Annotated in this window: 16 protein-coding genes and 1 pseudogene; 11 read left to right on the forward strand and 6 right to left on the reverse strand. The window is 67.6% G+C overall.

From position 1 onward, the window contains the following. Positions 1-3 precede the first annotated feature (3 nt). The 3 genes from ACZ54P_RS34830 to ACZ54P_RS34840 all read left to right on the forward strand — a co-directional run bounded on the left by ACZ54P_RS34830 (position 4) and on the right by ACZ54P_RS34840 (position 5,342). Positions 4-2,226, forward strand: coding sequence for an SDR family NAD(P)-dependent oxidoreductase (locus ACZ54P_RS34830; protein ID WP_465465861.1), 2,223 nt, complete (start codon positions 4-6; stop codon positions 2,224-2,226). Between the two features lie 429 nt (positions 2,227-2,655). Continuing rightward, positions 2,656-4,161 carry a glycosyltransferase gene (locus ACZ54P_RS34835; RefSeq protein WP_465465862.1) on the forward strand — a complete coding sequence of 502 codons (1,506 nt, stop codon included), beginning with the start codon at positions 2,656-2,658 and terminating at the stop codon, positions 4,159-4,161. Then, complete coding sequence (locus ACZ54P_RS34840; protein WP_465465919.1) at positions 4,161-5,342, forward strand: hypothetical protein; 1,182 nt, start codon at positions 4,161-4,163, stop codon at positions 5,340-5,342. Before ACZ54P_RS34835 ends, ACZ54P_RS34840 begins: the two co-directional genes overlap by 1 nt. A gap of 370 nt (positions 5,343-5,712) precedes the next feature. Here ACZ54P_RS34840 and ACZ54P_RS34845 read toward each other — a convergent pair whose 3' ends face one another. Continuing rightward, positions 5,713-6,963: a LuxR C-terminal-related transcriptional regulator gene (locus tag ACZ54P_RS34845; protein ID WP_465465863.1), complete on the reverse strand. Its 1,251-nt coding sequence runs from the start codon at positions 6,961-6,963 to the stop codon at positions 5,713-5,715. Between the two features lie 387 nt (positions 6,964-7,350). On the opposite strand from ACZ54P_RS34845, the gene ACZ54P_RS34850 reads away from it, so the two are divergent. The 3 genes from ACZ54P_RS34850 to ACZ54P_RS34860 all read left to right on the forward strand — a co-directional run bounded on the left by ACZ54P_RS34850 (position 7,351) and on the right by ACZ54P_RS34860 (position 15,459). Beyond that, the gene (locus ACZ54P_RS34850) at positions 7,351-8,751 is read left to right on the forward strand and encodes an acyltransferase domain-containing protein (RefSeq protein WP_465465864.1); all 1,401 of its coding nucleotides are present in this window, start codon (positions 7,351-7,353) and stop codon (positions 8,749-8,751) included. Further along, positions 8,748-14,324 (forward strand): SDR family oxidoreductase, encoded by a 5,577-nt coding sequence (locus ACZ54P_RS34855; protein WP_465465865.1) that lies wholly within the window; start codon positions 8,748-8,750, stop codon positions 14,322-14,324. The genes ACZ54P_RS34850 and ACZ54P_RS34855 overlap by 4 nt, the downstream gene beginning before the upstream one ends. Positions 14,325-14,823: 499 nt before the next feature. Continuing rightward, positions 14,824-15,459, forward strand: a complete 636-nt coding sequence (locus ACZ54P_RS34860) for a helix-turn-helix transcriptional regulator (RefSeq protein ID WP_465465866.1) — start codon at positions 14,824-14,826, stop codon at positions 15,457-15,459. Here the strand turns inward: ACZ54P_RS34860 and ACZ54P_RS34865 are convergent. Beyond that, positions 15,452-15,928, reverse strand: coding sequence for a hypothetical protein (locus ACZ54P_RS34865; protein WP_465465867.1), 477 nt, complete (start codon positions 15,926-15,928; stop codon positions 15,452-15,454). The two genes, ACZ54P_RS34860 and ACZ54P_RS34865, sit on opposite strands and share 8 nt — an antisense overlap. 170 nt (positions 15,929-16,098) lie before the next feature. Beyond that, on the reverse strand, positions 16,099-17,166 hold the full coding sequence (locus tag ACZ54P_RS34870; RefSeq protein ID WP_465465868.1) for a hypothetical protein: 1,068 nt from the start codon (positions 17,164-17,166) through the stop codon (positions 16,099-16,101). A 286-nt stretch (positions 17,167-17,452) separates the two neighbouring features. Between ACZ54P_RS34870 and ACZ54P_RS34875 the strand changes: the two are divergent. From ACZ54P_RS34875 to ACZ54P_RS34890, 4 genes and pseudogenes are all read left to right on the forward strand, one after another. Beyond that, positions 17,453-18,313, forward strand: a pseudogene (locus ACZ54P_RS34875) (LLM class flavin-dependent oxidoreductase). A 187-nt stretch (positions 18,314-18,500) separates the two neighbouring features. Then, the gene (locus ACZ54P_RS34880; RefSeq protein WP_465465869.1) at positions 18,501-18,905 is read left to right on the forward strand and encodes a cold shock domain-containing protein; all 405 of its coding nucleotides are present in this window, start codon (positions 18,501-18,503) and stop codon (positions 18,903-18,905) included. Positions 18,906-19,011: 106 nt separating this feature from the next. Further along, positions 19,012-19,464, forward strand: coding sequence for an SsgA family sporulation/cell division regulator (locus ACZ54P_RS34885; RefSeq protein ID WP_465465870.1), 453 nt, complete (start codon positions 19,012-19,014; stop codon positions 19,462-19,464). Positions 19,465-19,904: 440 nt separating this feature from the next. Beyond that, on the forward strand, positions 19,905-20,459 hold the full coding sequence (locus ACZ54P_RS34890; RefSeq protein ID WP_465465871.1) for a type VII secretion system-associated protein: 555 nt from the start codon (positions 19,905-19,907) through the stop codon (positions 20,457-20,459). Between the two features lie 15 nt (positions 20,460-20,474). Here the strand turns inward: ACZ54P_RS34890 and ACZ54P_RS34895 are convergent, their stop codons facing one another. Then, positions 20,475-23,198, reverse strand: a complete 2,724-nt coding sequence (locus tag ACZ54P_RS34895; RefSeq protein WP_465465872.1) for an ATP-binding protein — start codon at positions 23,196-23,198, stop codon at positions 20,475-20,477. 230 nt (positions 23,199-23,428) lie between these two features. Here ACZ54P_RS34895 and ACZ54P_RS34900 point away from each other — a divergent pair, with 230 nt between their 5' ends. After that, complete coding sequence (locus tag ACZ54P_RS34900) at positions 23,429-24,529, forward strand: FAD-dependent monooxygenase (RefSeq protein WP_465465873.1); 1,101 nt, start codon at positions 23,429-23,431, stop codon at positions 24,527-24,529. On the opposite strand, the gene ACZ54P_RS34905 is transcribed toward ACZ54P_RS34900, so the two are convergent. Beyond that, positions 24,475-25,623, reverse strand: coding sequence for an ABC transporter ATP-binding protein (locus ACZ54P_RS34905; protein ID WP_465465874.1), 1,149 nt, complete (start codon positions 25,621-25,623; stop codon positions 24,475-24,477). The genes ACZ54P_RS34900 and ACZ54P_RS34905 overlap by 55 nt on opposite strands. After that, positions 25,620-26,396 (reverse strand): ABC transporter permease, encoded by a 777-nt coding sequence (locus tag ACZ54P_RS34910; protein ID WP_465465875.1) that lies wholly within the window; start codon positions 26,394-26,396, stop codon positions 25,620-25,622. The genes ACZ54P_RS34905 and ACZ54P_RS34910 overlap by 4 nt, the downstream gene beginning before the upstream one ends. Position 26,397 lies beyond the last annotated feature (1 nt).

Raw genomic sequence — 26,397 nt, forward strand, 5'->3', positions numbered from 1 at the left:
GCCGTGGGAAACGCACAGCCGGTCGCGGCGTGGGAAGTACCCACCGAGGTGAATCTCCATGACCACGTCCTGCGCTCCACCGCGGCGGCGGGGGAGCACCTCGCGATAGTGGATCTTTCGCGAGGAGCCCGCCGTGAATGGACCTACGCGCGGGTGCGCACGGCCGTCGCGGGGCTCGCGGGCTGGTTGCGGCGGACCGGGATCACCGACGACGACGTCGTGGTGGTGCTGACCGAGAACAGCGCCGAATTCGTGGTGGCCTACCACGGGATCCTGGCGGCGGGCGGAGTGGTGCTCGCGCTCGACCCGCGGGACACTGCGGACCACTGGCGAGCCACGATCGACACCAGCGGCGCGAAGGCTTTGATCGTCGAAACGGCCTTGAAGCCGCCGGACTCCGCGCTGCCGGTCGTCTGCGTGGGTGCGCTCACTTCGGGCGGTACGACCTGGGAAGAAGCGGTCGCGGCCGAGCCTGCTCCGGTTCGGCCGTCCGGGGGCGACCGGACGGCGGTGCTGATGAGTTCCAGCGGCACGGAAGGCGTGCCGAAGCTCGTCCAGGTGACCCATCGCAACCTGACCTCGAACCTCGGCCAGATCGATCACCTGCACCGGGTGCGCGGCGACGACGTGGTGTTGTCGGTACCGCCGCTGCGGCACATCTACGGCATGCAGATGGCGATGAACCCGTCGCTGCGGGCGGGGGCGACCCTGGTGATCGGGTCCACTCCGTTTTCGGCCGAAGACTTCCTCCGCGACGTGACCGAAGAAGGGGTCTCCCTGTCCTACCTGGTCCCCAGTGTCATCGCCGAGCTGGGGAAGACCGGACGGCCGCTCCCGTCGCTGCGGATGGTCGTCTCGGGTGGCGCGCCGCTTCCTTCGACGGACGGCACCCGGTGTGCCCAAGCCCTCGGCGTGCCGGTGGTGCAGGGCTTCGGGATGACCGAAGCGGGATGCGTGAGCTTCAGCCCGGACGGGGTGGAGGTGCCGGAGGGGTCCACCGGGGTGCTGGTTCCGGGCACCGAGGTCAAGTTCCTCGGCTCGGAGGACGGAAGCGAATCCGGTGAACTGTGGTTGCGCGGACCCCAGATCGCCCCCGCCTCGGCGGACGCGGACGGCTGGCTGCGCACCGGTGACCTGGTGACCCGCGACGCGGACGGTTTCCTGCGGATCACCGGGCGGGCGAAAGCCCTGATCAAGTACAAGGGACATCAGGTCTCACCCGTCGAGCTGGAAGAGGTGGTGACGAGCCACCCCGCCGTGTCCGAAGCCCACGTCGCGGGTGTGCCCGATCCGGTCGCGGGGGAGATCCCGAAGGCGTTCGTCGTCGTCGAAGGGACTGTCTCGCTGGCGGAGATCACCGCGTACGTCGCCGAGCGGGTCGCGCCGCACAAACGCGTGCGGGCGATCGAACGGGTGGGCGCCATCCCGCGGTCCTCGACCGGCAAACGGGTGCGGCCACCGGCTTTGCGCGTGCTGATCACCGGTGGCGGACGAGGGCTGGGGAAGACCTTCGCCCTAGCACTGGGCGCCTCGGGCGCGAACGTGGTGGTCGCGGGCCGCGATGAGGACGCCCTGGCCGAGACCGTCCTGGAGATCCGGCAGGCAGGCGGAACCGCGACACACGTGGCGTTCGATGTCACCGATGAGGCCGCCGTGACCAGCGGCGTCGCCCAAGCGATGGGTGTATCCGGTGGTCTCGACGTCGTGGTCAACAACGCGGGTGTCCCGGGCCCGACCGGTCCCTTGTGGGCGGTCGACGAGCGGGAGTGGCGGCGCGCGGTCGAAGTCAACCTGTTCGGCTCGGCCACCGTGACCAGGGCGGTGGTGCCCGTGCTCACCAGGCGCGTGGTGAACGTGGTGAGCCGGGCGGGCCGCGTCGGCTGGCCGAACGCGAGCGCCTACGCGGCGTCGAAAGCGGCCTTGATCTCGTTGACCGCCAGCCTGGCGGGGGAGTTGGGCGAAACCGGCCGGGTCGCGGTGGCGTTCGACCCGGGTTTGGTGGACGCCGGCATCACCAGGGCCCATCTGGACCGCGGCCCGACGGGGGTCCCCTGGGAGGACGAAATCCTCGCTTGGACACTGAAAGCCCGCCAAGCCGGGCGCTTCACCTCCACCGAGGTCGCGGCCGACGCGCTGGTCGCCGTCGCGACCGGAGCGGCGGATCACCTGAGCGGCCGCTATGTGTGCGTGGAGGATGTGAAGTTCGGACGTGTCGTGTCGCGTTGAGGGTAGACAAAGACGTTCCGCGCGGGTGCGGGATTCGCGGCCTCCTTCGACACCGGGTCAGGCCTGGTGACCGATCACTGTTCGTCCGTATCCGAGTCCGCTTTCGCCGCCGAACCCGCGCGCCTGGTCGGCCTACTGCGGGTTAGGCACGGCCATCACGAGCCTGCCTGCCACGCAAGCCTTCCCACGACGGCATCAGCGACGCGACCGCCCCACCTCTCATCGGGGAGCGCATCAGAACGAAACACCGGCCGGTCATCACCTGCCGCCAGGCAAAAATTCGGAGACACGCCCTAGGTCGAACGGCTCAGCTGACGATTCGACCGCGTCGCGGCTGACGGATTTTCTGCGCGGATTGCCCGATTGGGCATATCTGAAAGTTTTATGCGTCCGCGCGACGAACAAATAGCTTTCGGCAGGTAACGTTCAGTGTCGAAGGAATTACTGCACGCCGAAACCTCAGGGAACCACGCAGACTACTGGATACCCAAGGTGCGCCGACATGGAATTCCACCGGACAGTGTCGAACCAGGTTGTCTGCCAGAATTTCCCGCTGCGCAATTGCGCCGCAGCACCCCAGAACCACAGCAACTCGGAGGCCACATCGTGACACGCGTCGTCATGGCGGCGATCCCGTTTCCCGGACATGTGAACCCGCTGCGCCCCATCGCCTCGCATCTAGTCGCCGAAGGGCATGACGTCATCTTCGTCACCGGCACTAATTTGCGAGAGGCAGTACTCAGCACGGGTGCGGCCTTTCATCCGCTCAAAGGGCAAGCCGACTATGACGGCCCGAATGTATACAAGACCTTTCCGCAAATCGCCGAAGCGACACCGGGAGTCGAACAGATCGCCGTTTACCTCACCGAAGTACTGGCCAAACCCATGCGGGAGCAGCACGAGACCGTCCAGGAGGTGCTCGCGCTTCAGCCGGACACGCCGACGATCGTGATGCATGAGATCTACTTCAACGGGCTGTGGCCGATCCAGCTGGGCGCACCGGGCATCCGGCCCGCGCAGGTGATCGGCCTCGGTGTCACGGTACTCCCGCTGTACAGCTCCGACACCGCGCCGTTCGGCATGGGCTTGCTCCCCGACGCTTCGCCGAGTGGACGTGAGCGCAACATGCGGCTTAACGCGGAGGTGCTCGCGGCGTTCGCCCCAGCTCAACGCCTCGCCGAGCAGCTCGTCCGTGACTGCGGCGGCACCGGCACACTGCCCTCCTACTTCGATGCGCAGGTCGTGGTTCCCGACCGCTGTCTGCAAATGTCCGTCCCGGCCATGGAGTACCCGCGGAGCGATCTTCCCGGTTCGGTCTCCTTCGTGGGCGTGCCATGGGAAGAGGAGCCCCAGGGCGTGCCGCTGCCCGCTTGGTGGGATGACATGCGGAACGCGAAGCAAGTCGTACTCGTGTCGCAGGGCACGGTCAGCAACACCGACTACTCCGAACTGATACTGCCGACGATCGAGGCGCTGGCCGGCCAGGACTGCCTCGTGGTCGCCACCACCGGAGGACGGCCGGTGAGCACTCTCGGCGCCCTCCCGGCCAATGTTCGCGCCGCGGAGTACCTTCCGTATACCCAGCTGCTTCCACACGTCGATGTGTTCGTCAGCAACGGTGGTTTCGGCGGCATGCAGATGGCACTCAGTCGTGGCGTGCCACTCGTGCTGGCAGGCGAAACCGAAGAGAAAAAGGATTCCACCGCGCATGCCGCGTGGACCGGTGCGGCCATAAACCTCGCAACCGGCAGGCCGCGTGCCGCCGACATCGGCCGAGCGGTGCGGACGGTGCTGGAAGACGACTCCTACCGGGCCGCCGCGCAGCGGCTGGCTACCGAATACGCGGAGCATGACGCACTGCGCGACATCACCGAGATCGTCGAAGCGACAGAGAAGACCATCGTGGCAGCTGGCGCCGACTCTTGGCGGTCGTGATGGTACTCGAAACGCAGCGTAGCATGCATTCGCGCAATGGCGTCGAGACTCATATTTCGCGCACCAGCAAGCGACAGCGAACCGACTTGGTGGCCGCGTTGCTCTCCGATGACGAAAAACTGATCTCCGCGCTGGACACAACGCTCACCGAAGATGACGTGGACGGCAATATCGAGAACTTCGTCGGAGCCGTCCCCGTGCCGCTCGGGCTTTGCGGTCCCGTTCCCGTGCGTGGGCAGCACGCCGTTGGCGACTTCGTGGTCCCCATGGCCACGATGGAGGGCACCCTGGTGGCCTCCTACGGCCGCGGCGCGAAGATGCTCAAGGCGTCGAGCGGCGCCGAGGTGCTCGTGACGGACGACCGCTTCCGTCGGGCTGTGCAATACCGAGTGAAAAGCCTGCACGACGCTCAGGCACTGGTGACCTGGTGCCGGAATCGAGAGCCCGTGCTACTCACCACAGCAGAGAGCACAAGTGGCCATCTGCGCGTCCGGCGCTTCAGCTACGAACAGGTCGGCTCCACCGTACTGGTGTCGGCCGAGTTCACCACCGGTGACGCGATGGGCAGCAACATGGCCAGCAAGGGAATAGCCGCTGTATCGGAGTACATCGTCCGGCACGCCGGATTTGAGCTGGAAGAATTTCTGCCGTACCCGGAGGACAAGAAGCCCATCCCGGCACGCCTGAAGGGTAAAGCGGTGATCGCACGGGCAGTGCTCTCCGCGAACACCGTGGCGTTGCAGGGCCGGACGAACGTGGCACGAGTGGACCGGTACATCCAGACTTATCGGAGCGCTCTCGCATCGCATGGCAGTTCCTCGCTCAACATCCACGTCGCCAACGGTATGGCGAGTCTGTTCCAAGCCTTTGGTCAGGATATGGCTTACCTGGGTGAATGTTCGCAAGGAATCGTCGACTCCCGCGTGACGACCAGTGGCGATTTGGAGATTTCTTTGACACTGCCAACGCTGATCGTCGGCACGGTAGGCGGCGGCACTGGGCTCCCGGCTTTCCGGGCCACCCTCGAAATGGTGGGTTGCAATGGAACCGGCAAAGTACGGAAACTAGCCGAGATCATGGCCGCCGTGTTGCTGGCAGGCGAGGTCGGCTGCGCGATCGCTCAATGCGCAAACGAGTTCATTGCCGCGCACGAAGCTCTTGGGCGCAACGCTCCGGTTTAGGGTGGGTCTCCCCGCTGTGGGGGCGGTCGGGTGATAATCGGGTGATGAGTCGTACCGGTGTGATCTCTGATGCGTTCTGGGGTGTAGTCGGGCCGATTCCGCCCAGTGCAGAGGGTCGGCGTGGCCGTCGGTGGCGTGATCATCGTCCATTTTGAGGACAACGCCGCGAACCCGGAGTCGTTGAACGCGTGGATCACCTCCCGCACATACCCTTCGGTCGCCGCGGACATCACGGCGATCTCACCCGCGGACCGGCCCCGCACCGAGGCCAGCACGATCCCGGACAGCCGCAGCCGCACTCGATCCCGAGCCGACCTCGTGATCTTCACGCCCGCCCCACCAGTACATGAAGTCCGTATTGCCTTACCACTCAATACCCGTCAGAGCGGCGATGGGGGAGGACCTCGCCTGCCAGCGCGCGCCGTCCGCGGATCCCGAGTTTGCGGTACACGTTGGAAAGGTGGAACTCGATCGTGCGCACGGTGAGCACCAGTCGAGTCGCGATCTGCTTGTTGCTGTAGCCGTTCTGGGCCAATTCGGCGATCTTCAACTCCTGCGCGGTCAGCGGAGTCCGCTGTACCGGAGTCGCGAGTTCGCGCAGCAACTCCTCGATCTTGCCGGTCAAGGTCGCGTCACCGATCAACCGAGCTGATTTCTCGGCTCGAAGAAGCTGGGCCTTTCCTTCGAGATGCTGGCCGGACGCGACGAGTCTTCTGCCCTGTTCGTAGCAGACGGTCGCGATCCCGACGGGGGAACGGGCGAACTCCAGCAGGTCGATGGCGTCCCTCAACCGGGCGGACGGCAGGTCGGAGGCCTCGATCGTCTCGAGGACATACAGCCCCCAGGCCATGTGGGCGTGTGACCGCCACGCCTTCGCGATTTCGTATTCCTGCGCCGCCGCGGCGACGGCGATATCGGGCTTTCCGGCGGCCGCGGCGGTCAAGGCCAGCACCCCCCTGCGGCGCGCGACCGAGAAAGTGGCCGCCACCTCCCAGACGGGAAGGTGGGAACACTCGCGCAGGTCTCGATAGGCCTCGTCGGCCCTGCCGTTGATCAGATGAAGCCAGCCGCGCACCACCAGCAGCAACGGGCGCATGGCCGGCCATTTCCGCCCGAGCAGGTCGAAGTCGTGGCTGCGAAGGACCTGATCGGCCAGATCGGCCTCATTGACCGCGACGAGCGCTTCGATGTAGAGGGGCACCGCGAGATCGCGCAGGCATGTAGGGGACGCCGTGTCGGCCAGCCGCGCCAAGGCGATCCTCGAGCCCACCAGGTCCCCGGAGTGTTTGGCGTGCTCGGCCCGCATCAGGGCAACGTGATCGGCGAAGGTGGTGTGGTTCCGCTCCAACCTCCACAAATGGGCGTCCGCACTCTCGAGCGCACCGGTCCGCAGGAGAGTCGTCACTCCATGCCAGAGGCAGCCCGGATCGCGCGAACACGTTTCGTCGGTGAACACGAGTTCGGCCTGCGCGGCTGTCGCCAGCCGATCTGTGCCCCGGGTAAGCATCGCCAGCGCCTTCGTCGCCCGGCAGTCCGGATGTGGTTCCGCCAACAGTGGCCCGATGAACTCGGATTCCGGCGCCGGCGGAAGCGCCCACTGTGGCATTTGATCGAGCTTCATCCGGCCTCCTTGCGTCCTCACCGGACATTCTGCACGTCCTCACCGGATATTCTGCACGATCGCGCACGTCGTGGTTCGGCCACTCGGGTGGAGGATCTCGCCCGGACGCCGTATCACACGGTCACTCTTCGTATCCGGCGACGTGAGGTGGCCCGCGGGTGCGACGGGGCTACTCCGCTTGTGGTGCAGGCAGAGGCCCCCTTTTCCGTAATGCGATATTTCCCGGACGCTACTCGGGGTGAGCGGGCTGCATGTTTTTCGCTTTTCATTGCACAAAAGGCCCGAAATTCATCAACTATCACCCCAACGTGTTATTCTTTGCCGTGCGGAATTGCATTCTCCTTTTGGTGTGAATTGCAGTGTAAAACCGAGACGCCCGGAGTTCCTGTGCACAAGAATCCTCTTTCTTCGACCTTTCTTTTCCCGGGCCAGGGTGCTTATCTGGCCGGTGTCTTCAGTGGCAGTAAGCAGGCGTTTCCCGCCATGGCCGCCGAGCTTGGCCGGATGGATGAATATTCGTTGCGGGCAGGTGGCCCCGCGGTGACGCACTTGCTCACCGATCCCGCCTCGCCCACCTTGGATCACCTTTTGGAGAGCGACGTCCCGGCACTGAGCCTGGCGATCTTCGCCTCCCAGATCGTGGCCGCACGGCTTTACCAGAAGGAGCTCGGCCTTTCACCGGCGCTGCTCATGGGCCACAGTTTCGGCGAGTTCGCCGCGTTGGTGGTCTCCGGCGCCTTGACGCTGGAAGAAGGGGTCACCCTCGTGGTGGCGCGTGACCGAGCGTTACGGGCTTCGGGAGCGACCGGGGGAATGGTCGCCATCGAAGCGGGCTTCCGGCGGGTGGAGCACCTCGTCGCCGCGATGGCCGACGGCAGCCTCACCGTGGCCGCGGACAACGCCTATGACCAGGTGGTGGTCTCCGGTTCCGAGCCGGCCGTCGCCCGTCTCGCGTCCGTCGCCGGCGAACTGGGCATCAAGGCCACCGTCCTCCGGGTGCCTTACCCGTTCCACAACCGCCGGCTCCTCGGCGAAGCCAACGAACTGTTCGCCCGCACGGTGGCCACGATCGCTCCCCGCGTACCGCGCATCGCCGTCCACTCGCCGGTCCTAGGGCGTCGCGTGGAAACGCCCGAGGACGTCTTGGAGGTGCTGTCGAGCCATCTGGTCCGGCCGGTGCGCTTCCTGGACGCCCTGCACGCGGTCCGCGGGGACGGCGAGACCCGGTTCGTGGAGTGCGGCGCGCGGTCGACGCTGGTGGACCTCGCGAGCGCGACCGTGGCCGGGATCAGCACCAGCGCGCCGTTCCGCCGCCGTGCCGACGACGCGGGTGTGCTGGCCGAGGTGCGCCGGCTCGGGGCCGGGCCCGAAAGCGTGGAGACGACGACACCCGCGCCGGCGCCCGTGACACCGGTCGCGCCCACGCCCGTCACGTCCGCCCCGGCGGCACCCGCGGAACCCGTGGAACCGGTGCCCACTCAGCGGGTCACTTCGGTATCGAGCGAGACCGGTGACGAGGGAGGGGATCTCTCCGAGCCGGAGGTGCTCGACGAACTCAAGACCCTCTATGCCGACGCCGTCGGTTATCCCGCCGACGTCTTCGAGACCGGCGTGGAACTCGAGGCCGATCTCGGTATCGACTCCATCCGCCAGACCGAACTTTTGCAACGGGCGAGGAAACGCTACGACGTTCCCGAGGCCGATCACATCCGGATCACCGACTACACGACCCTCGAATCCATCGCCGGGCTGATCGTCGAACTGAGGCACCAGGGAGAGCGGGTGTGAACGGCCAGGACTTCCACGGCAAGATCTGCCTGATCACCGGTGGCTCGAAGGGGCAGGGCCGGGCGATCTCGCACGAACTCGCCGGGCGTGGTGCACACGTCATCGTCAACTGGTTCCATGACGAGGCCGCGGCCGAAGAGACCGTCCAGGCCATCGTCTCCGCCGGTGGCTCGGCGGAGGGCCTGCGTGCCAGCGTGGCGAAGGCCGAGTCCGTGGACGCGATGTTCACGGAGATCGGACAGCGGCACGGCCGGCTCGACGTACTGGTCAACAACGCCGCCCGCGGTGTCTTCGAACCGCCGGAGGTGCTGACCGAACGCGACTGGGAACGCGCGATCAACACCAACGTGCACGGTCCGCGTCGCTGTTCCAGGGCCGCTTTCCCGTTGATGCGGGAACACGGCGGCGCCATCGTGAACCTGGGCTCGATCGGCACGAGCGTGGTCATCGACAACTACCTGTGTCCGGCCGTCTGCAAGGGCGCGCTCGAACAGCTCACCCGGTACCTCGCCGTCGAATTCGGGCCGTACGGCATCCGGGTCAACATGGCGTCCGCCGGAATGCTGGAAAGCCGGACCGTCGAGCTGTTCCCGGACAGCGAAAAGGTGCTCGAAGCCACCGTCGCGGGCACTCCGCTGAACCGGTTGGGCACCTTCGAAGAGAACGCCAAACTCGTCGCCTTCCTGGCGTCGGACCAGGCGTCGTGGATGACCGGCGAAGAGGTCGTCAACGACGGCGGTCTCCGGCTGGGCGGAGCGTTGATCCGCGCCGGAGGCACTTGGGGCGGGCGGGAGCGGATCCTGGCCGCCGCCGCGCCCAATCCCCAGGTCACCACTCCGGAACCGGTCGTCGCACCTGCCCCGGCACGTACCGAGCCGGTGGCCGACGACGCCGAAGACGGCTGCGTCGCGATCGTCGGCATGGGCCTGGTCGTGCCCGGCGCGGAATCACCGGAAGAGTTCTGGAACCTGCTGCGGACCGGGACACCCGCGTTCTCCGCGCCGGGGGACCGCTACCCGGAGGAGACCTTCTGGGCGGCGTCACCGGGAGAGCGGGACCGCACCTACGCCGGTGTCTCTGGTTTCGTCCGGGCCGGCCGGTCCGACGACGTCGCCCCGGAGACGAGCCTGTCCGCGTCCTGGCTGCGCGGCGCACTGCGTCAGGCCCTGCCCGCCTCGGCGGACCGCGGCTTGAAGACCAGCTGTCATATCGGGGCCTGTTCCGACGGCGACCAGCACTTCGAACAGGCGATGGTGGTGGAGGGCTACGCGCGGCGACTCGCCGAGCAGTGGCCGGGAGAAGACCCGGTCTCGCTCGACGAACTCCGTGCCGCCTTGCGCACCCGCTACGACCTCGACAGCGGGCATGCCGCGGGACACCTGCCGGACGGGATCGTCCGGCACGCCATCGACGGACTTCTACCGGGGGACACCCCGTTCACCGTGGTCGACACGGCCTGTTCGTCTTCGCTGTACGCCCTCGACCAGGGGATGTCCGCGGTGCTCGAGGGCCGATCCGACCTGGCTCTCTGCGGGGGCTATTTCATGGTCACCCCGCGCTTCAACGTGCTGTTCGGCAAGCTTTCCGGGCTCAGCAAGGCGGGCAAGGTCGCCTCCTACCAGCGGTCGGCCGACGGGACCCTGTTTTCCGACGGTGCCGCCGTCATCGCGTTGCGCCGTCTCTCCGACGCCCGGCGCGACGGTGACGAAGTGCTCGCCGTCCTCGCCGGCTTCGGTGCCGCCGCGGACGGCCGGGGCCGCGCCATCGCGGCGCCGAACGCCCGCGGCCAGGGGCTGGCGGTGGCGAGGGCGGGCACGGCATCGCGGGTGCCCGCGGAAGAAATCGGCTGGATCGTCGGGCACGGCACCGGCACCAGCGCGGGTGACGCCGTCGAACTCGCCGCTCTCGACGAGGCCGCCCCGGCCGTTCCGGTGCTGTGCACGTCCAACAAGCCGCTGGTCGGGCACACCGGCTGGGCCGCGGGCGCGGTCTCGGTGATCCATGCCGTGCTGGGCCTGCGCAAGGGCGTCGTACCCGCGCAACGGCCCATCCCCGAGCAAGGTGAGCTGCTCGAATCCCACCGGGTGACCGTGCCGATGCGGGACACTCCGCTGCCCGCGTCGTCGACCACTGTGGGTGTCTCCGGATTCGGATTCGGTGGCACCAACGGACATCTTCTGCTGCGGAAGGAACCCGTACGGGGCACGCCCGTGGTCCGGAGCAAACCGGAGGCAGCCCACGACGAGCCGATCGTTCTGGTGGGCTGGTCCGCACATCTCCCCGGGGCACCCGACGGTGCCACGGTGCTCGACCGGCTCCGGGCGGGGAAACCACCGGCCGAAGCCGCGACCTTCCCGTCGCCGTATCCCGCGCCGCCGGTGCGCGTCACGAAGATGCCGCCCGCCGCGTCCACCGCGGTGGACCGGACGCAGCTGATGGCACTGGAGGTCGCCGATCGGTTCGTGACGGAGAACGGTCTGCTCTGGCGCGGCATCGAGCCGACCACCGGGGTGATCGGCGCGCACTACGGTCCGGCGACGTCGTGGCTGGAGACGGCCTTGCGTTGCTACGCCGACGATCTCCTGTCGTGGAATCCGCCGGGACTGTCCGAGGACGACTTCGCCGTGGCGGCCGAGGCCGCCGTCAAACTGGTGCGGGAGACGACGCCCGTGACCACACAGGACAGTCAGCCCGGACTGATGGGCAACGTGATCCCGGCCCGGATCGCCAACCACTACGACCTCAACGGACCGGTGTTGCTCGCCGACGCGGGGCCGGCGGCGACGCTCCACGCCGTCGACATCGCGCACCGGTACCTGCGCGAAGGCACTCTCGACCTCGCACTCGTGCTCGCGGTCAACGGCAACAGCACCCCGGAACTGGAGACGCTGCTGGGGCGGGAAGCGCTGGGGGAGGGCGCCTTCCTCCTGGCCTTGGCGCGCCGCGGTGACGCTGTCGCGGCCGGCTGGCCGGTGCTGTGCGAGGTCTCGACGGAGGCACCGGTGACGTCCGGGACGGAATCCGGCGCACGCGAGCGCGACTACCTCGGCGCCCACGGCGCGATCGACCTGCTCACCGCACTCGCCACACTGGACGAGACCCCTCGACGCGAGATCACCGGTGCCTTCCCCGCCCCGACGGTGACCCTCACCGCGCCTGACCGCACCAAGGTGATCCGGCGCAACGATCGCTACGTTTGTTCGTTGGCCGAGGATCTCGAACCGGTGGCCGGAAACTGGACGATTCCGCCCGGTCCCGACTGGCTGGTCCTCGCCCAGCCGGGATGTGCGGACCTGGTCCCCGCCGCCGTGCGCGAAGCGGGCGCCGTCGTCCGGGAACTGGACGGTGCTGTGCCGGTCGAAGAGCAGGTGTTCCTCGGCGATGACCGGTTCTCCCACGTCCGCATCGTCGTTTCGACGCGGAAGACGGGCTGGCCGACTTCGGCGAACGAAGACCTCGTGCTCACCCACGAGGCGCTTTTCCTCGCCGCGAAGGCCTGCCGTGACCGCATCGACGACGGCGGATCGCTCGGCGTCGTCATCGACGATGCTCTCGCAGGTGGGGTGCCCCACCCTGACACCGGACTCTTCTCGGCTTTGGTGAGCAGCCTCGCTTGGGATCTCCGCGGCGCCCGGCTCGCCGTGGTCATCGGCACCTCGGACTGGGACGTGGTCAACCGGGAACTGGCGAACTATGGCGGGAATCCCGTCGTGATCCACCGCGACGGGAAGCGGCTGCGGACGACGATCGTGGCCTCGTCGTCGGAGCTCGACGAGATCGGCCCGGTCCTTCGCCCCGGCGCCGTCGTGGTGACCACGGGCGGCGCTCGGGGGATCACGGCGGCTTGTATGAAGGAACTCGCCGCCGCACAACGGATCCGGCTCTGGCTCCTCGGCTCGTCACAACTGCGAGAGGTGCCCGAGAACCTCCTCGACGCGCCTGACTCCGACTTGAACCGCCTTCGTGGCGAGTTCATCGCCACCGAACGCGCGAAGCGGCCGGACCTGTCGGTTCGGGAGCTGAACGCCCAGTTCGCCAAACTGCTCAACGCTCGCGAGTCGTTGCTGAATCTGCGTGAACTCCGTGCGTTGTGCGGTGAGGACGCGGTGCACTACCTCTCCTGCGATCTCAACTCGGCCGAGGCGGTCACCGCGGCGATCCAGCGGATCCGGGAGACGGACCCGCGAGTGGACCTGCTCGTGCACGGTGCGGGTCTGCACAACGGCGGTGACATCTCGCGGATCACCCTTGACGGCTTGCGTCGGATCCGCGACGTGAAACGGCGCGGGTACCACAACCTCAAGGAAGCCTTCGGGGACGCGCAGCCCCTTTCGTGGTGCAACTTCGGCTCGGTGGCCGGACTGGTCGGCCTGCCGGGCGAAACCGACTACGCACCGGGGAACGACTTCCTCCACGGTGCGGCCAGGGCGAACACCTTCGCCCGGGGTCTCGAAGAACGCACGCTGGTGTGGCCGATCTGGTCCGAGGTCGGCATGGGTGGTTCCGATCTGATGCAGGGCAACAACGAGCGAGCCGGGATCATGGCTCCGCTCAACCCCGCCGAAGGGGTGCGGCACTTTGTCGCGGAACTGACCCGATTCCCGGCTTCCGAGCCGTTGGTCGCCTTCCTGAACCCGAGGGAGCGGGAGACCTTTTCCCGGCAGTTCCCCGGTTTCGTGCGGAATCGTCCGGCGCGGGCGCCTTGGTTGCTCGGTATGCCGTACCGGTTCGACGCCGGCTCGGCGGAGTGGGTGCTCGAACTGGGAGACCGGACAGCCGGATTCCTCGCCGACCACCTCGTGAACGACAAACCCACCCTGCACGGCACCGGCCTCGCCACGGTCGCGGCCGAAGCGGCGACGGAACTGTTCCCGGACCGTCCGGTGAGCGCCCTGCGTGAGCTGCGGTTCCACGCGTTCGTGGCACCGAAGGCCCGGCCGGGAAGCCCTTACCGGGTGACGGCGACGGTCACCGGCCACGAGGGCGAGAAGGCGCTCGTGGAGGTTCGGATCACCAGTGACGTCGTGGACCGGCGTGGTCGAGTGCTGCGTCGCGACCGGCCACATTTCACCTGCGTCGCCGAACTGGGACCTCTCGCGTCGCCGCCGAGAGCGGCGGAGCGGGTCACCGGGAAACACTCGGAGGACCCGTACTACCGGACAGGCAGCGGTGTCTACCTCGGCGGTGTCTTCCAGGCCACCTCCGAATCGGTCGAAGGCCCCCGCGGCTCGAGTGCCCGGTGGGTGTACGTGCCCCCGGCGACCGAGTCGGACCGCACCCTGCAGGAGAATCCGCCGGTCCCGTCGGTCCTGCTCGACGCACTGGCCCGGACACGGATGCTGCGGACGGACGAGAACGGCGTCCACCTGCTCGCCGTTCCCCGGGCCATCGGGCGGATCGACTTCTTCACCGCGGGCGGCGACGGCCCGGTCTCCCGGGCGAATCCCGACGGCATCGTGCTCAACCACGTGGCCGCCGAAAACGTCGACGAGGCATCCACAATGGACGGTCGGGTGCTGATCCGGATCACCGGCTGCGAGATCTACGACGTGGACGACACCGAAGCTCGCTAGGCGCGGGGTCGTGAGTCGTAATGCCGGTCCCTCTGCGACACGCCTTCTTTGCCTTACCTCTCACTAGGACCAACAGTGTTCTAGTGAGAGGTAAGCCAAGCGTGTCGTGATTGTGGGCGGCGGGAAGAGCGAAGGCGTAATAGGCGTGCTTGAACACGGCACACGCGTGCTTGGAGTCCGCACTCGGACGTCCCGGCTCCAAGCACGTGAGACCCGGCTCTGAACACGCAAGTGCGGCGCCACGTCATCCAGGCCACCATCCCGCCCGAACACAGTTCGAGCGGCGAAGCGAGCCGGGCATGACCCCAATGTGACATTGGAGACGGTCCGCGTCTCCAATGTCACATTGGGGACATCAGGCCGCCTGTACCGAGGGTGGCCTGCCACCTTCGGAAGTATTCGTTCTCGCGAATGTGAAAAGTAACATCGGACACCTTCCTCCTGGTTTCAGGCCGGCCGCTTGACAGTCGCTGAACCTTCAATAAGGTTCAGCAGAAGAATGAGCGAACAGAACACGGAAACGGCGGCCCGTGCCGACGTCGAGAACGGGCATCATGCACTCATCGGGCAGCCGGGCCGGTCGGTCCCGGACGGGTTCCGGGCGCTGCTGGTGGATCCGCATCCGGTCAGGCGGCGGAATCTGGCGGGCAGGCTCAAGATCATGGGCGCCGAGACGGTCACCGAAGCCAGCGCGCCACACGGTCTACCCGGTGCGGAGAGATGTGACCTCGTCCTGCTGCACACGCGCCAGGGTCCGCGCGAAGTGGCCGGCCTGGTCAGCGGTCTGCGCCGCCAGGGCCGGAAACGCGTGATCGTGATCGCGTCCGGGGAAGATCCGGCACCGGCGACCGCCGCTTTCGCCGCGAACGCGATCGGCTACCTGGTCGACAGGTTCGAACCCGCGCCGCCTGTCGGCAAGACCATCCGGGACGAGCTCGTGGAGAGCTTGTCCGGGCGCGAGCTCGAGATTCTTTCCCTGGTGGCGGACGGGAAGTCGAATCGGGAGATCGGCGTCGAGCTCGTCTTGTCCGTGAACACCGTCAAGGGGCATCTCGCTCGGATTTCCAGGAAACTGCACACCGGCGACCGGTCGCGGATGGTCATGCTGGCGCTCAGGTCCGGAGCGATCAGCTGAGTTCGCCGCGCGCCGCCCGAATCAGAGGATATCGGTGCGACCGCCACTGCGGACGCGAAAGCGCGGCGATGACCCCGGAGGCCACGGGCAGCCAGCGGTCCTTCGGCGACGGTTCGCGCAGCCATTGCACGGCGCCGCGTGAGGTGACCGTCGGCGGCAGCAAGGCTTTGGTGGGGGAACGGTGAAACAGCACGCCTTGCGGCAGCTCCTCGTCCGAGACCACGCAATCGTCCGATTCGACGAGCGCGAACGCTCGGAACGGGGCACCGGGCACCAGCAACATCGGACCACGAGGCAAGGCGGCGGTCGCGGCGAAAAGGTGTTCACCGCCCCGGAACGGCACGGAAACCGCCGCCATGCCACCGGAGAGGCACAGTAGCAGCGAATTTCCCTGGATTTCGACATCCCAGGCGAAATTGGCCTTGTAGAACTGGGCGGCCGCGAGCAGTTTCGGTGATACTCCCTCCATCACCTTGACAGTCGCCCCGGAAGAAACAGTTCCCATGGAACCCGCCATTCTGCTCACGATCCTGTCGTCGTCACCGCATTCCTTCGGAATGCTCGGCTGCTATTCTGTGCCCGGCGACTTCATGAATTCTCTATGTACGGGACCGATCGCCGAAGCGACGTCCGGTATCTTCAGGACGCGGTCCACGCGGGTTCGTTTTCGGCCGACGGGGTCAGTGCCTTCATGACCCGGCCGAGCGCCACGGTGTCCGGAATCGGCGGCGGCCCGTCGATGTCGTTGATATAGGCCACGAATTCGGGATCCGGTGTCAGATGGTGCTCCCGGAGGTAGTAGGTGACCGAGTCGGTCCATACCCAGGAGCCGTCGGTGTAGAAATTCGCCGGCACCGTCGCCCCTCGATCGGGTTCGACGATATCGTCCAGCAGCACCGAAGTGACGAGCAGCAACGTGGCCGACTCGAGATACTCGCAGATCCTTTCCCGCTCGCCATCGTCTGTGATCTTCGGCCGGTCGGGATCGAACATAGGCCCCGCTTCAGGGTCGACCTTGTCGAAGACCCTGGCCACCCGGACCTCGGAGTCGGTGTCGGCGGCCCAGAGCAACCTGCCGTTCTGCTGCGCGGCGCGCTGATAGCGCAGGCCGCCGGTACCCAGTGGGATCACCTCGATCTGCGGGTCCCGTTCGCCGGCGGCGATCAGGCTCTCCTGGAAGCGTCCTGCCAGTTCGGCCGGTGCCGAGGCTTCTTCGTGCTCGTCGTCGACCTCGGCCACATACACCACGCGAGGGGGCGGATAAGGCGCGTCGTCGACGGGGCTGCGCACGACGCTCCAAAGGCCGCGAAGTCCGGGTTCGCCGGTCGCGGTGGCGAGCAGGTCCTGTTCGGCGAGCGCGGAGATCAGCATCGCGTTGTTCGTGTCTTCGTTTTGCTCGCCTTCGCCGGACTCGTCCCATTCCGCCGAAAATCGCCATGGCGGCGAAACGTCGTCGGGGGTGAGTTCCACATCGGCCAGCGAACTGGGGTCGCCGCCGTCGGTCTCCAGCAGTTCACCCAGCACGTCGAGGTCGTCCTCGGTCAGCGGCAGCGTCGTCCGCCTGCCCGCGAACACCAACAGCCGGGCGACGTCTCCGCATCGGTGCTCCGCCAGCATGCCGCGTGCATGGGTGAGTGTGTCGTCGGGCAGCCAGCCGGCGGTGCGGAGCAGCATGCCGTGAAGCTCAGGGGTGAAGGGGTGGGTCATCATCGCTCCCAAAGGGTCGCCGGTCACCGTCATTCTGACGCCGGTCGAAAAGCGAAGCCGGTGCGAAGGCCGATGAAGTGCCCCAATGTGCACCTTTCGCAGAAATTCATCACGTCGTGGGAGCTGCGTCTCCGCTGACGACGACAAGCTGGTGGTCGTCGAGGAGGTCCCGGGCAAAGTGCACATGCACGGTCGACGTTTCGGCCACGTGATCGTGGAACCGACGTTCGCGGGCGGCGGTCTGGCCCTGCAGAGCGAAGACTTCGGCGCGACCTCGTCCCTTGCCCTGCTGCCCGGGACCATCCCGTTGCCCGGCGTACCTCTCGCGCGCCCCCGGGAGATCGTCGAAGAACTCCCGGATCTTCGATACACCGACCTCGCGACGCCAGCAAAGGCGGGTACCGACGCCTGCACGCCCTTGGCGCTGGCATCCCCATGGGCGCCGGGACTACGGCTGGATACCGCCGTCGCTCAGGTGTACAACCGTGGCCCCCGCCCTGCCGGCGATGAACGCGGCCACGTTGGCCGGGCTCGCGCCGGGCCGTTTCGTCCTGGGAATCGGCGCGTCGTCCCCGGTGATCGTGCAGAAGTTGGAACGCCACGGAGTACGCGACGCCGCTCCGCCGGGTCCGGGACACCTTGCGGGCTGCCCTGCTGGCGAAAAAGTGAGCGAAGCCTACGAGACCTTCTCGGTCAGCGACTTCCGCCTGGAGTACCCGGTCGATCCACCACCAGAGCCGGCGCTCACCGATTGGCTCGCGCCCGGCGACGTACCGCAGATTCGCGAAGAGATCGGACAGAACATCGAACTGGCCGCCCGGGTCTTCGTCTGTCCCACCCGGGACAGGGCCCTGTCCCGCCGGCTCGCCCGCAGACTCAACACCGGCTACCTGGCAGTGCCGGTCTACGCCGCTTTCCACGAATGGCTCGGCCGCGGCGAGGCCCTCCCGCCGATGCACGAAGCCTGGTCTCGTGGTGATCGCCGCAAGGCCATGGAGGTGATCCTGGCGAGGTCGTGCACGGCGCTCCTGACTGCCGTGAACGAATCCAGTCCTATGTCGACAGTGGCCTCTCGGCGCCGATCATCGCGCTGGTCCCGGCTGACAATTGTCCGATCGACCATGTCCGGAAGCTGGGACCTGACTGACGTATCCAGAGAACTTCGGGCACAGTTTCGGTCGGAAACGCCTTGCCGTCGGCCAGGGAACCGTGACCGCGACGAGGATGCCGACCTGGGCGATAGGGTCGGTGCGGTATTCGGCTCGGGGCGCCGGCGTGCGGGGAACCACCGGCCTGACACCGCGGAAGAAAGTCCAAGGAGACAATTCATGCTGATGACCGGCAAAGTGATCCGTTACGACGAGCTGCGAGGTTACGGCTTCGTGGCGCCGGACAGCGGTGACGAAGATGTCTTCCTGCATGTGAACGATCTGACGTTCGACAAGCGGCTGCTCGCGGCGGGGGTACAGGTCCAGTTCACCACAGAGGAAGGTCCTCGCGGGCTGAAGGCGTCGGACGTCACGCTGCTCGATCGCGGTACCCAGGAAATTCCGGCCCGGGCCGACCGAGGGCCGTCCGTCCGCCATGGTGACCATGACGTGCTCACCGCCCAGGACCTGCGCGAGGAGGTCACCGAAGTGCTGTTGCTCGGCGCACCGATGCTGACCGGTCAGCAGATCGTCGAGATCCGGCAGGGTTTCATCGCGTTGGCGTTGTCGCACGGCTGGGTAAGCGACTGATCGTCATGGGTGGCTCGGCGTGATGAAGTCAGTACCCGATCGGCGGTTTCGTGGCCCGGACCGGCGTGTTTAGGGGAAATGAAGTCTCGGCGTCAACACTGTGGCCATGAACAACGAGATAATCCCATCAACGTCCGAGAACGTCTCGATCAAGCACGTGGCGCACAGTCACGATGTGGTCTTCGTGCGCGCGCTCCCGAATGTCGATGACATGCTCGTCGAAGTCGAACTCCGCTATGACACCAGCGATCCTTTCGCGGTCAAGGCCTCCTTTCTGCGTGGCACCCCGAACGAGATCGACTGGTTGTTCTCACGCGAACTCCTCGCGGCCGGTCTGCTCGAGCCCGCGGGGGAGGGCGACGTCCGGGTCGGTCCGTCGGTCTCCGATCCCGAAGGCGTGCAGATCGATCTGAAGACCCCGGACGGTGCGGCCACCTTCACGGTCAGCGCGGAAGACCTGAAACACCTGCTGGACTGTAGCCACGCCATGGTGCCCCGCGGTGAAGAAAACCTTTGGATCGATTTCGAATTCGAGCTTCACCGTCTCGTCTCCGGCTGAGGTGGTGAAGGCCGCCTCCAGGAACTATTGAGGGGTAAGGCAAACGTGGCATGTCCGTGAAGGCCTCCTTCGCTACTCTCAAGGTAGGGAAGGAGGCCTTCACGGACTTCACTTGGCCTTCGGCCAGAGGCCGACGATCGCCTCGGTGGGCGGCCGCGGGTTTCGGTTTCAGGCTCCCAGCCGGGCAGGACCCAGTTCTCCAGGTCGTCTGGTCGCGCGGTGTCGTTCCCATCAGCGGACCAGCTCCTCGACGAGATGGCGGGAGACGCCGCCGCGGCCATCGGTGCTTCCGCCCGATCGGTTCCTTCGGTCAGCGAACTTGCCCCATCGCGCATTCGGTGCTGGTGAACCGGGCGATCTCCACCGCCGCGATGAGTATTCTGCCGTGCGGGATGTTCGGCAGGAATGCCGGGCGCGCCCCACTTCCGGAAAGGGAGACCATGATCGAGCAATCCGAGGAGACCGCTGCCGGAGAAGCTTCCGGCGGCAGGCTGCTGCTACTGCTCGACCCAGAGTTCAGGATGAGTGAGGAGCAGCGGGAATTGCCGCCGCAGGTGGTCCTGGGCGCCTGGGTCGTCGACGAGGCGGGAGAGCCGAGTCGCTTCCACCCAAATCCCGGCTATCGGCCCAGTACTCCCGGCTCTCCGCTGGATCCCGTGGACGCGGTGCTCCGCGCACTCGCCGACGGCCAGGACGTCGCGGACCAGTTTTCCGTCGTGCTCCGTGACACGGTTCTCGGTATAGCCACGGACGACGAAGGCGTCGCGGTGATCAAGCCGGCACCGGACGGGGTGCCGTCGGTTCAGGTGACCACTTCCCACGGCCACCGTGCGCGCGTCGGAGACGACCTTCGCTGGCTGGACGTCACCGTCGAGGAGTTGGCCGAGGCGTTACCCCCGCGGGGCGTGGACGTGCTGCTGAATCCCGGCTCACCGGCGTCGATGCGGGTGCTCGCGGACGCGATCCGCGCCGCTGCCCAGAACGAAGACGCCTGACCGCTCTTTTCTCGGTCAGAGCCGGAGTTCGCCGTTGGCGATCGCGGTCGACAGTTCGATGCGGGAGCGGTAACCGCTCCGGGTGAACAACCGGCTCAGCCGCCCTTCGACGCTCTTTTCGCTGGTGATCAGCGCCGCGGCGATCTGCTTGTTGCTGAGGCCTTCGGCGGCCAGTGTCGCCAGCAGTCGCTCGTTCTCCTCGACCGTGTTCCGGCGGCCGGGGACGACGATGCCGTGCTTCTGCATCAGCGTGCGGGTCTTCGCGCGGTGCATGAGCGCGCCGAGTCCGGCCATCAGTTCGTAGGCTTCGCTCAGGAGGGCGGGATCCGCCACCCCATGTTTGACCAGACGCGCGATGAGGACCGACAACTCGAACGGCTGACCGCGTTCATGGGCCATCCGCAGGCACTCCGCCGCCGCGTCCGCGTTCTTGGTGACCGCCGCGCGCACGAACGAGGCGAGCAGGATCGCCCGGCCCGTCGGCAAGGAACACGCCAGTTGCTCGATGTCCACCAGGCAGCGCTCCGCGGTCCGCAGGTCGTCGAGGTCGAGGGCCAGATCCGCCAGTTCCGCACCGGCGGTGTCGCAGCCGACCACCAGTCCGCGTTCCCGGGCGACGCTCAACGCGGTGGTCAGCCGATCGGCCGCCCTCCGCGGGTCGCCGAGGGCGCGATCGATCAGCGCTTCGGTGAAGTCCATCAGATGGGCGAGGACCGGGGTGCTCTCCCCGGCCGCGGTCGTCAGTTCGCGTGCGGTCGTGAGCCGTCCCTGGCAGACGAGGGCGGAGACCGTCGCGGTGAACATCCCGGTCGTGGCGGCGGCGAAACCGGGGGCCGATCGGTACGCCACACTTCGGCAGGCCAGTTCGGTCGCGGTCCGGAAGTCACCGCGCAGGACCGCGGCCGTCGTCCGGTTGGCCGGCCCGACCTCTTCCCAGGAAACCTCCTCGTCGGCCAGCAGCTTCTCGGCGCGGTCGAGTTCGCCGGTCAAGAGCAAACCCGTGAGATGCGCGTCGACCAGCTCGACGCGGTAGGGCGCGACATCGCGCAGCGGCCAGTCCCGTCGTTCCAGGAGACTCTGCTCGAAGAACTCGCCTCTGCCCTGCCAAAGGCCGCCGAGCGCGCTCAGCAGACGCGACACGACCGCTTGCGGCCCTCCGGCGTGGATCGCCGGGACGGCGGCGTCCGCCCATCGCACCGCTTCCGCCCAGCGGTCGAGCAGCGCGCACGCGGTCGCCCGGATCAGCGCCCGCGAGCCGGGATTCCCGGCCAGGCGGTGGTCACCGTCCGCGATGTCGCGCAGCGGTTCGGTGTCGCGCCGGCCACTGAGGCCGCAGAGCAGCAGCGAGTGGGCCTCGAAGACGGCGTCCGGGTCCAGCTGATCCGCGAAGTCGCTCAGCACCAGCCGGATCGTGCGCAGACTTCGCTCATAGTCGCCATTTCGGTGATAGGCGGCGCCGAGCAACAGCAGTACCTTCGCCCGGTGTAGCCGGTCGCCGGCGAGTTCGGCGGCGGCGTCGAGCCAGCGGAGTGCCGACGCGGCACCGTCCCGGCCGGCTTCGGTGGCGCGGCGGATCAGTTCCTTCGACGCCCGCACCGGATCCACGGACCGGCCGGCTTCGGCCAACAGGTTCGTCCGATGCTCCAGGTCGGGACAGTCCGCGGTGTGCGACCACAGGGCCTCGACGGCGGCCGCTGCCAGTATCCGCCGTTCGTACGGTCCGCAGGACTCGGCCAACGCGGCGGCTTGGCGGGGGAGGGGGAAGCGCCACGACGCGCCCGCACGATGGAGCACACCGGCGGCTCGCAGGGTTTCCAGGCGGTCGAGCACGTCCTGCTCGGAGACGCCGATCACCGTGGCCGCCAGCCGAGGTGCCGCACTTCCGAGCGGGCACAGGAAGGCCATGGCCTTCGCCGTTTCCCAGGCCGCTGTGCCGAGTGCTCTGACCGTCGCGACGGAATCACCGGGCGGAAGCGGGTCCGTCGCGGCCATCGCGGGGACGAAGTACGCGGACCGGTTCACCACCCGGATCGCGCCGCGCCGGCGCAACGACTCCATTGTCTCGCTCACCGCGGAGCGCACGCCGCGGCTCATGGCGTGTACGTGGTCGACGAGCGCGGATTGGGGCGCGGCCCCCAGCGAGTTCCTCAGGTCGTCCGCGAGCAGCTCCTTGGTCAGTGGACGCAGGCGCAAGGTGAGGGCCAGGTCCTTCTTCCGGAGCCGGGCCAGCGCCTCGGGGCCGTAGCGAGCGGCGGCGCCGTTCGCGGGAAAACGCAGCGCGCCGACACAGGTCAGGTGACGGCCGTCGAGCATCGGGATCAGCGCTTCGAGTACCGCGAGGGAGGATCGGTCGATCCACTGCAGATCGTCGAGCAGCAGGACGGTGCCGTCACCGGCGCGACGCAGAGCCGCGGCCGCGGCGTGGGCCGCACGCAGCGCCACCGCCGGTTCTTCGGCCGCACCGGCGACCGGGCCGATCGAAGCCCAAGCGGGCTCGCCGGGTATCGGACCCCGCAGCCTGGTGGCGGTATCACCCCGCCGGTCGTCGGGTGGAAGGGTGAAGCGAGCGGGAGTGACGTCGCCGGTCGAGGTGAACCGCATCGCCGAAACGTGCCTTCGATCCGCTTCGTAGCGTTCGGACAGCCGGGCGAGCAGGTTCGTACGACCGGTGCCGGCGAGCCCGGTGAGCAGGACCAGTGGTTTCTCCGCCTCCAGAACGGCGTCGAGGATGTCTTCCACTTCGCCATCATCGACGCGACCGGCGGCGGAGTCGGGCTCGGAAAGGTGAACTGGTCCGACATCGTGCCCGAAATTCCCCCGGCCCGGTGGCCAGGTGAATCTCGTGCCCGAACAGACAGATCGAAGGGGGAAGATCGGGCAAATCGTCCTCCGGGCCATTGACCGCCGGTTTTCGGCTTTGTGACTCTGCGAACGCGGGAATGCTTGCCGGACAAGAGAAAAGGGCCACCATGCCACGGGTCGCGCAAATCGCCGGTGCCGGAATCGGCGGACTCGCGCTGGCGACGGCGCTGGGGCGTCGAGGCTGGTCGGTGACGGTCCACGAGCGTTCGCCGGAGTTGCGGGAGATCGGTGCCGGCATCACCCTCGGCCCGGACGGCATCGAGGCGCTCACCAAACTCGAGGCCTTGGACGACACCATCGTCGACGCGCATCGCGTCGACTTCTGGACGATGTACGACGAGCGCGGCTGGATGGTGCAGTCCGCGGACGTCACCAGGGACATGTACTGCTGCCATCGGCGTTCGCTGCACCGCGCGCTGGTCCGCAGCGCGAGGGCCGCGGGTGCGGACATCCGCACCGGTTCGGTCGTGACCGGAATCGTCGAGGGCGGCCTGGTGCTCGGCGGCGCTGAGCCGGAGATCCTGCGGGGTGACCTCGTCGTCGGTGCGGACGGTGTGGGTTCGCGCGTGCGGCGGGCACTGGAAGCCGACGGGCTGGACGTCCGGATGGTGGACCTCAACGTGTCCGGGCTCCGCTACGTGCTGCCGCGTCTGGGCCACGAATGGATGACCGAGCAGCCCGAATGGCTGCGGGACAGCCGCCGGGTGGGCATTCTTCCGTTGGGCGACGCCTATGCCGTGTGGTTGTCCTGCCGCCGCGACGACGCGCGTTCGCGCACCGATCCACTCGAGAGGGACCATTGGATCTCGACGTTTCCCGAGGCCCGCGAGGTGATCGAGCGGGCACCCGCGGACGCGGTCTGGCGCGATCTGGTGGAGATCCGCTGTGGTGCCTGGTCGAAGGGGTCGACGGCTCTCGTCGGTGACGCGGCTTTCGCGATGGCCTCGAATCTGGGCGTGGGCGCGGTTTCCGCCCTGGGCGCCGCGATCGCGATGGCGGAGGAAGTGTCCGATGCGGACGATGTCCCCGCCGCGCTGACCCGCTGGGAGAAGCGGACGCGACCCCACATCACCTACAACCAAACCTGGTCACGGCGTTACAACAGCATCGCCACCGCTTGGCCGCGCCGGCTGTATCCGTTGCGGTCGGCCACCTACTGGGCATTGGGCAAGTCGGCCGAACTCAACCGGCGCTTTTCGGGAGTCTGAGCAGAAGGGGCCGGCAGCACCCAGCTCTGTTCCGGCCGCCACGCCACCCGGAGCCCGGTGCCCGCCACGAGTCCGTCGGCGGACCGCGCGGTGGCGGAAACCGTGACGGACGGACCTTCGGCCGGTTCCGCCCAGACCACCGTGCTCGATCCGTGGAACACCACATCCGAGACCGTCGCCTCCATCGCGATCGTATCCGTGTCCGGCTCGCCGATGGTCAGGTCCTCCGGGCGCACCAGGACGTGCACCGCGGCACCGGCTTCGATGCCTGGCCTACCCGGAACTTCCGCGTGCTGACCGTCGCCGAGTTTCACCTCGTAGCGGCCGCCGCCGCGTACCGCGCGTACGGTCGCGCTGAACCGGTTGACCTCGCCGACGAAGGTGGAGACGAATTCGGTGGCGGGGCCGCGGTAGACCTCACGGGGTGTCCCGACCTGCTCGACGCGGCCGGCGTTCATGATCGCCACCCGGTCGGACATCGTGAACGCCTCGGCCTGATCGTGGGTGACGTGCACGAAGGTCGTGCCGGTTTCGCGTTGCAACCGGCGAAGTAACAGCTGCAGTTGCTTGCGCAGGGAAAGATCCAGCGCGCCGAGGGGTTCGTCCAGCAGCAGCACCTCCGGGCGCAGCACCAGGGACCTGGCCAGGGCGACCCGCTGCCGTTGCCCGCCGCTCAGTTCCGGCGGCCGGGCGTCCGCGCGGCCCGAAAGGCCGACCTGCTCCAGCATGGCGTCGACTTCGGTGCGGGCGGCCCGCCCACGGATACCGCGCTCTCGCAAGCCGAACGCGACGTTGCCCGCCACACTCAGGTGGGGGAACAGGGCGTAGTCCTGGAAAACGGTGGTGACCGGGCGCCGGTGGGCGGGCAGCCGGGTCACGTCCGTCCCGCCCAGCCACACGGTGCCCGCGGTTTCCGGAAGCAGGCCCGCGATCATCCGCAGAATGCTCGTCTTCCCGCACCCGCTGGGGCCGAGCAACGAGAAGAACTCCCCTCGGATCACGTCCAGATCCACGTGGTCGACCGCGGTGGCCGCCCCGAACCGGCGGGTCAAGCCGCGGATCCGGACCGCGGGAGGCGGGCAATCGATGGTCACCGCTGGGAACTCCGTCCTGATCGGCCCGGGATGGGCAGTTTGCCCGCGATCAGCAGGGCGAGCACCGGCAGTGCGGTGGCCAGCAGCAGCGCCGTCCCGATGACGTTGATCTCGGGGGACACGGAGAGGCGGATCTTGCCGAGCAGGAGCACGGGGAGTGTTTCGGCCTCGGCGCCACCGAGGAGCTGGGCGACGACGACGTCGTCCAAGGAGAACGTCAGCACCATCAACGCGGCGGCCGCGATGCTCGAAAACAGCATCGGCAGGGTGACCCGCCAGAGCACTCGGGCCGGCGGCGCGCCCAGATCGGCCGCCGCGTCCTCGAGACTCGAGCCCATCGTGGTCAACCTGGCCTGCAGGAGAACGGTCGCGTAAGCCGAGCAGAACACGGCCTGCCCGACCACGATCGTCGCGGTACCGAGGGGGAGACCGACCTGTTCGGCGCTGAGGAAGAGACCCAGCGCGAGTACGACCTCGGGCAGCATGATGCGAGCGAAGACCAGCGCTTCCAGGACGCGGCGCGCGCGAGGAGAGGCACCTCGCCACCAGAGCGCGTCGGCCAGGGCCAGCGTGACGGCGACGACGGTCGTCGCCACCGCCACCAGCAGACTGGTTCGCAGAGCCTCCTGGACCCGAGGGTCGGAGAAGGCCTCGCCCCACCAGCGGAAGGTCGCCCCCGCCCAGGACACGAGCCGCTCGTCGGCGTTGAAGGAGTTCACCACGACGAGCGCGATCGGGGCGTACAGGGCGAACAGGACCACGGCCGTCACCATC

This window comes from Amycolatopsis sp. NPDC034160, assembly GCF_055575355.1.

What these genes read in the sequence shown, in the direction of transcription:
- ACZ54P_RS34840 (WP_465465919.1), top strand. Translation starts at nt 4,161, where the DNA reads ATGGTACTCGAAACGCAGCGTAGCATGCATTCGCGCAATGGCGTCGAG.
- ACZ54P_RS34845 (WP_465465863.1), bottom strand. Translation starts at nt 6,963, where the DNA reads ATGAAGCTCGATCAAATGCCACAGTGGGCGCTTCCGCCGGCGCCGGAA.
- ACZ54P_RS34860 (WP_465465866.1), top strand. Translation starts at nt 14,824, where the DNA reads ATGAGCGAACAGAACACGGAAACGGCGGCCCGTGCCGACGTCGAGAAC.
- ACZ54P_RS34865 (WP_465465867.1), bottom strand. Translation starts at nt 15,928, where the DNA reads ATGGAGGGAGTATCACCGAAACTGCTCGCGGCCGCCCAGTTCTACAAG.
- ACZ54P_RS34870 (WP_465465868.1), bottom strand. Translation starts at nt 17,166, where the DNA reads ATGACCCACCCCTTCACCCCTGAGCTTCACGGCATGCTGCTCCGCACC.
- ACZ54P_RS34880 (WP_465465869.1), top strand. Translation starts at nt 18,501, where the DNA reads ATGACCGGCAAAGTGATCCGTTACGACGAGCTGCGAGGTTACGGCTTC.
- ACZ54P_RS34885 (WP_465465870.1), top strand. Translation starts at nt 19,012, where the DNA reads ATGAACAACGAGATAATCCCATCAACGTCCGAGAACGTCTCGATCAAG.
- ACZ54P_RS34890 (WP_465465871.1), top strand. Translation starts at nt 19,905, where the DNA reads ATGATCGAGCAATCCGAGGAGACCGCTGCCGGAGAAGCTTCCGGCGGC.
- ACZ54P_RS34900 (WP_465465873.1), top strand. Translation starts at nt 23,429, where the DNA reads ATGCCACGGGTCGCGCAAATCGCCGGTGCCGGAATCGGCGGACTCGCG.
- ACZ54P_RS34910 (WP_465465875.1), bottom strand. Translation starts at nt 26,396, where the DNA reads ATGGTGACGGCCGTGGTCCTGTTCGCCCTGTACGCCCCGATCGCGCTC.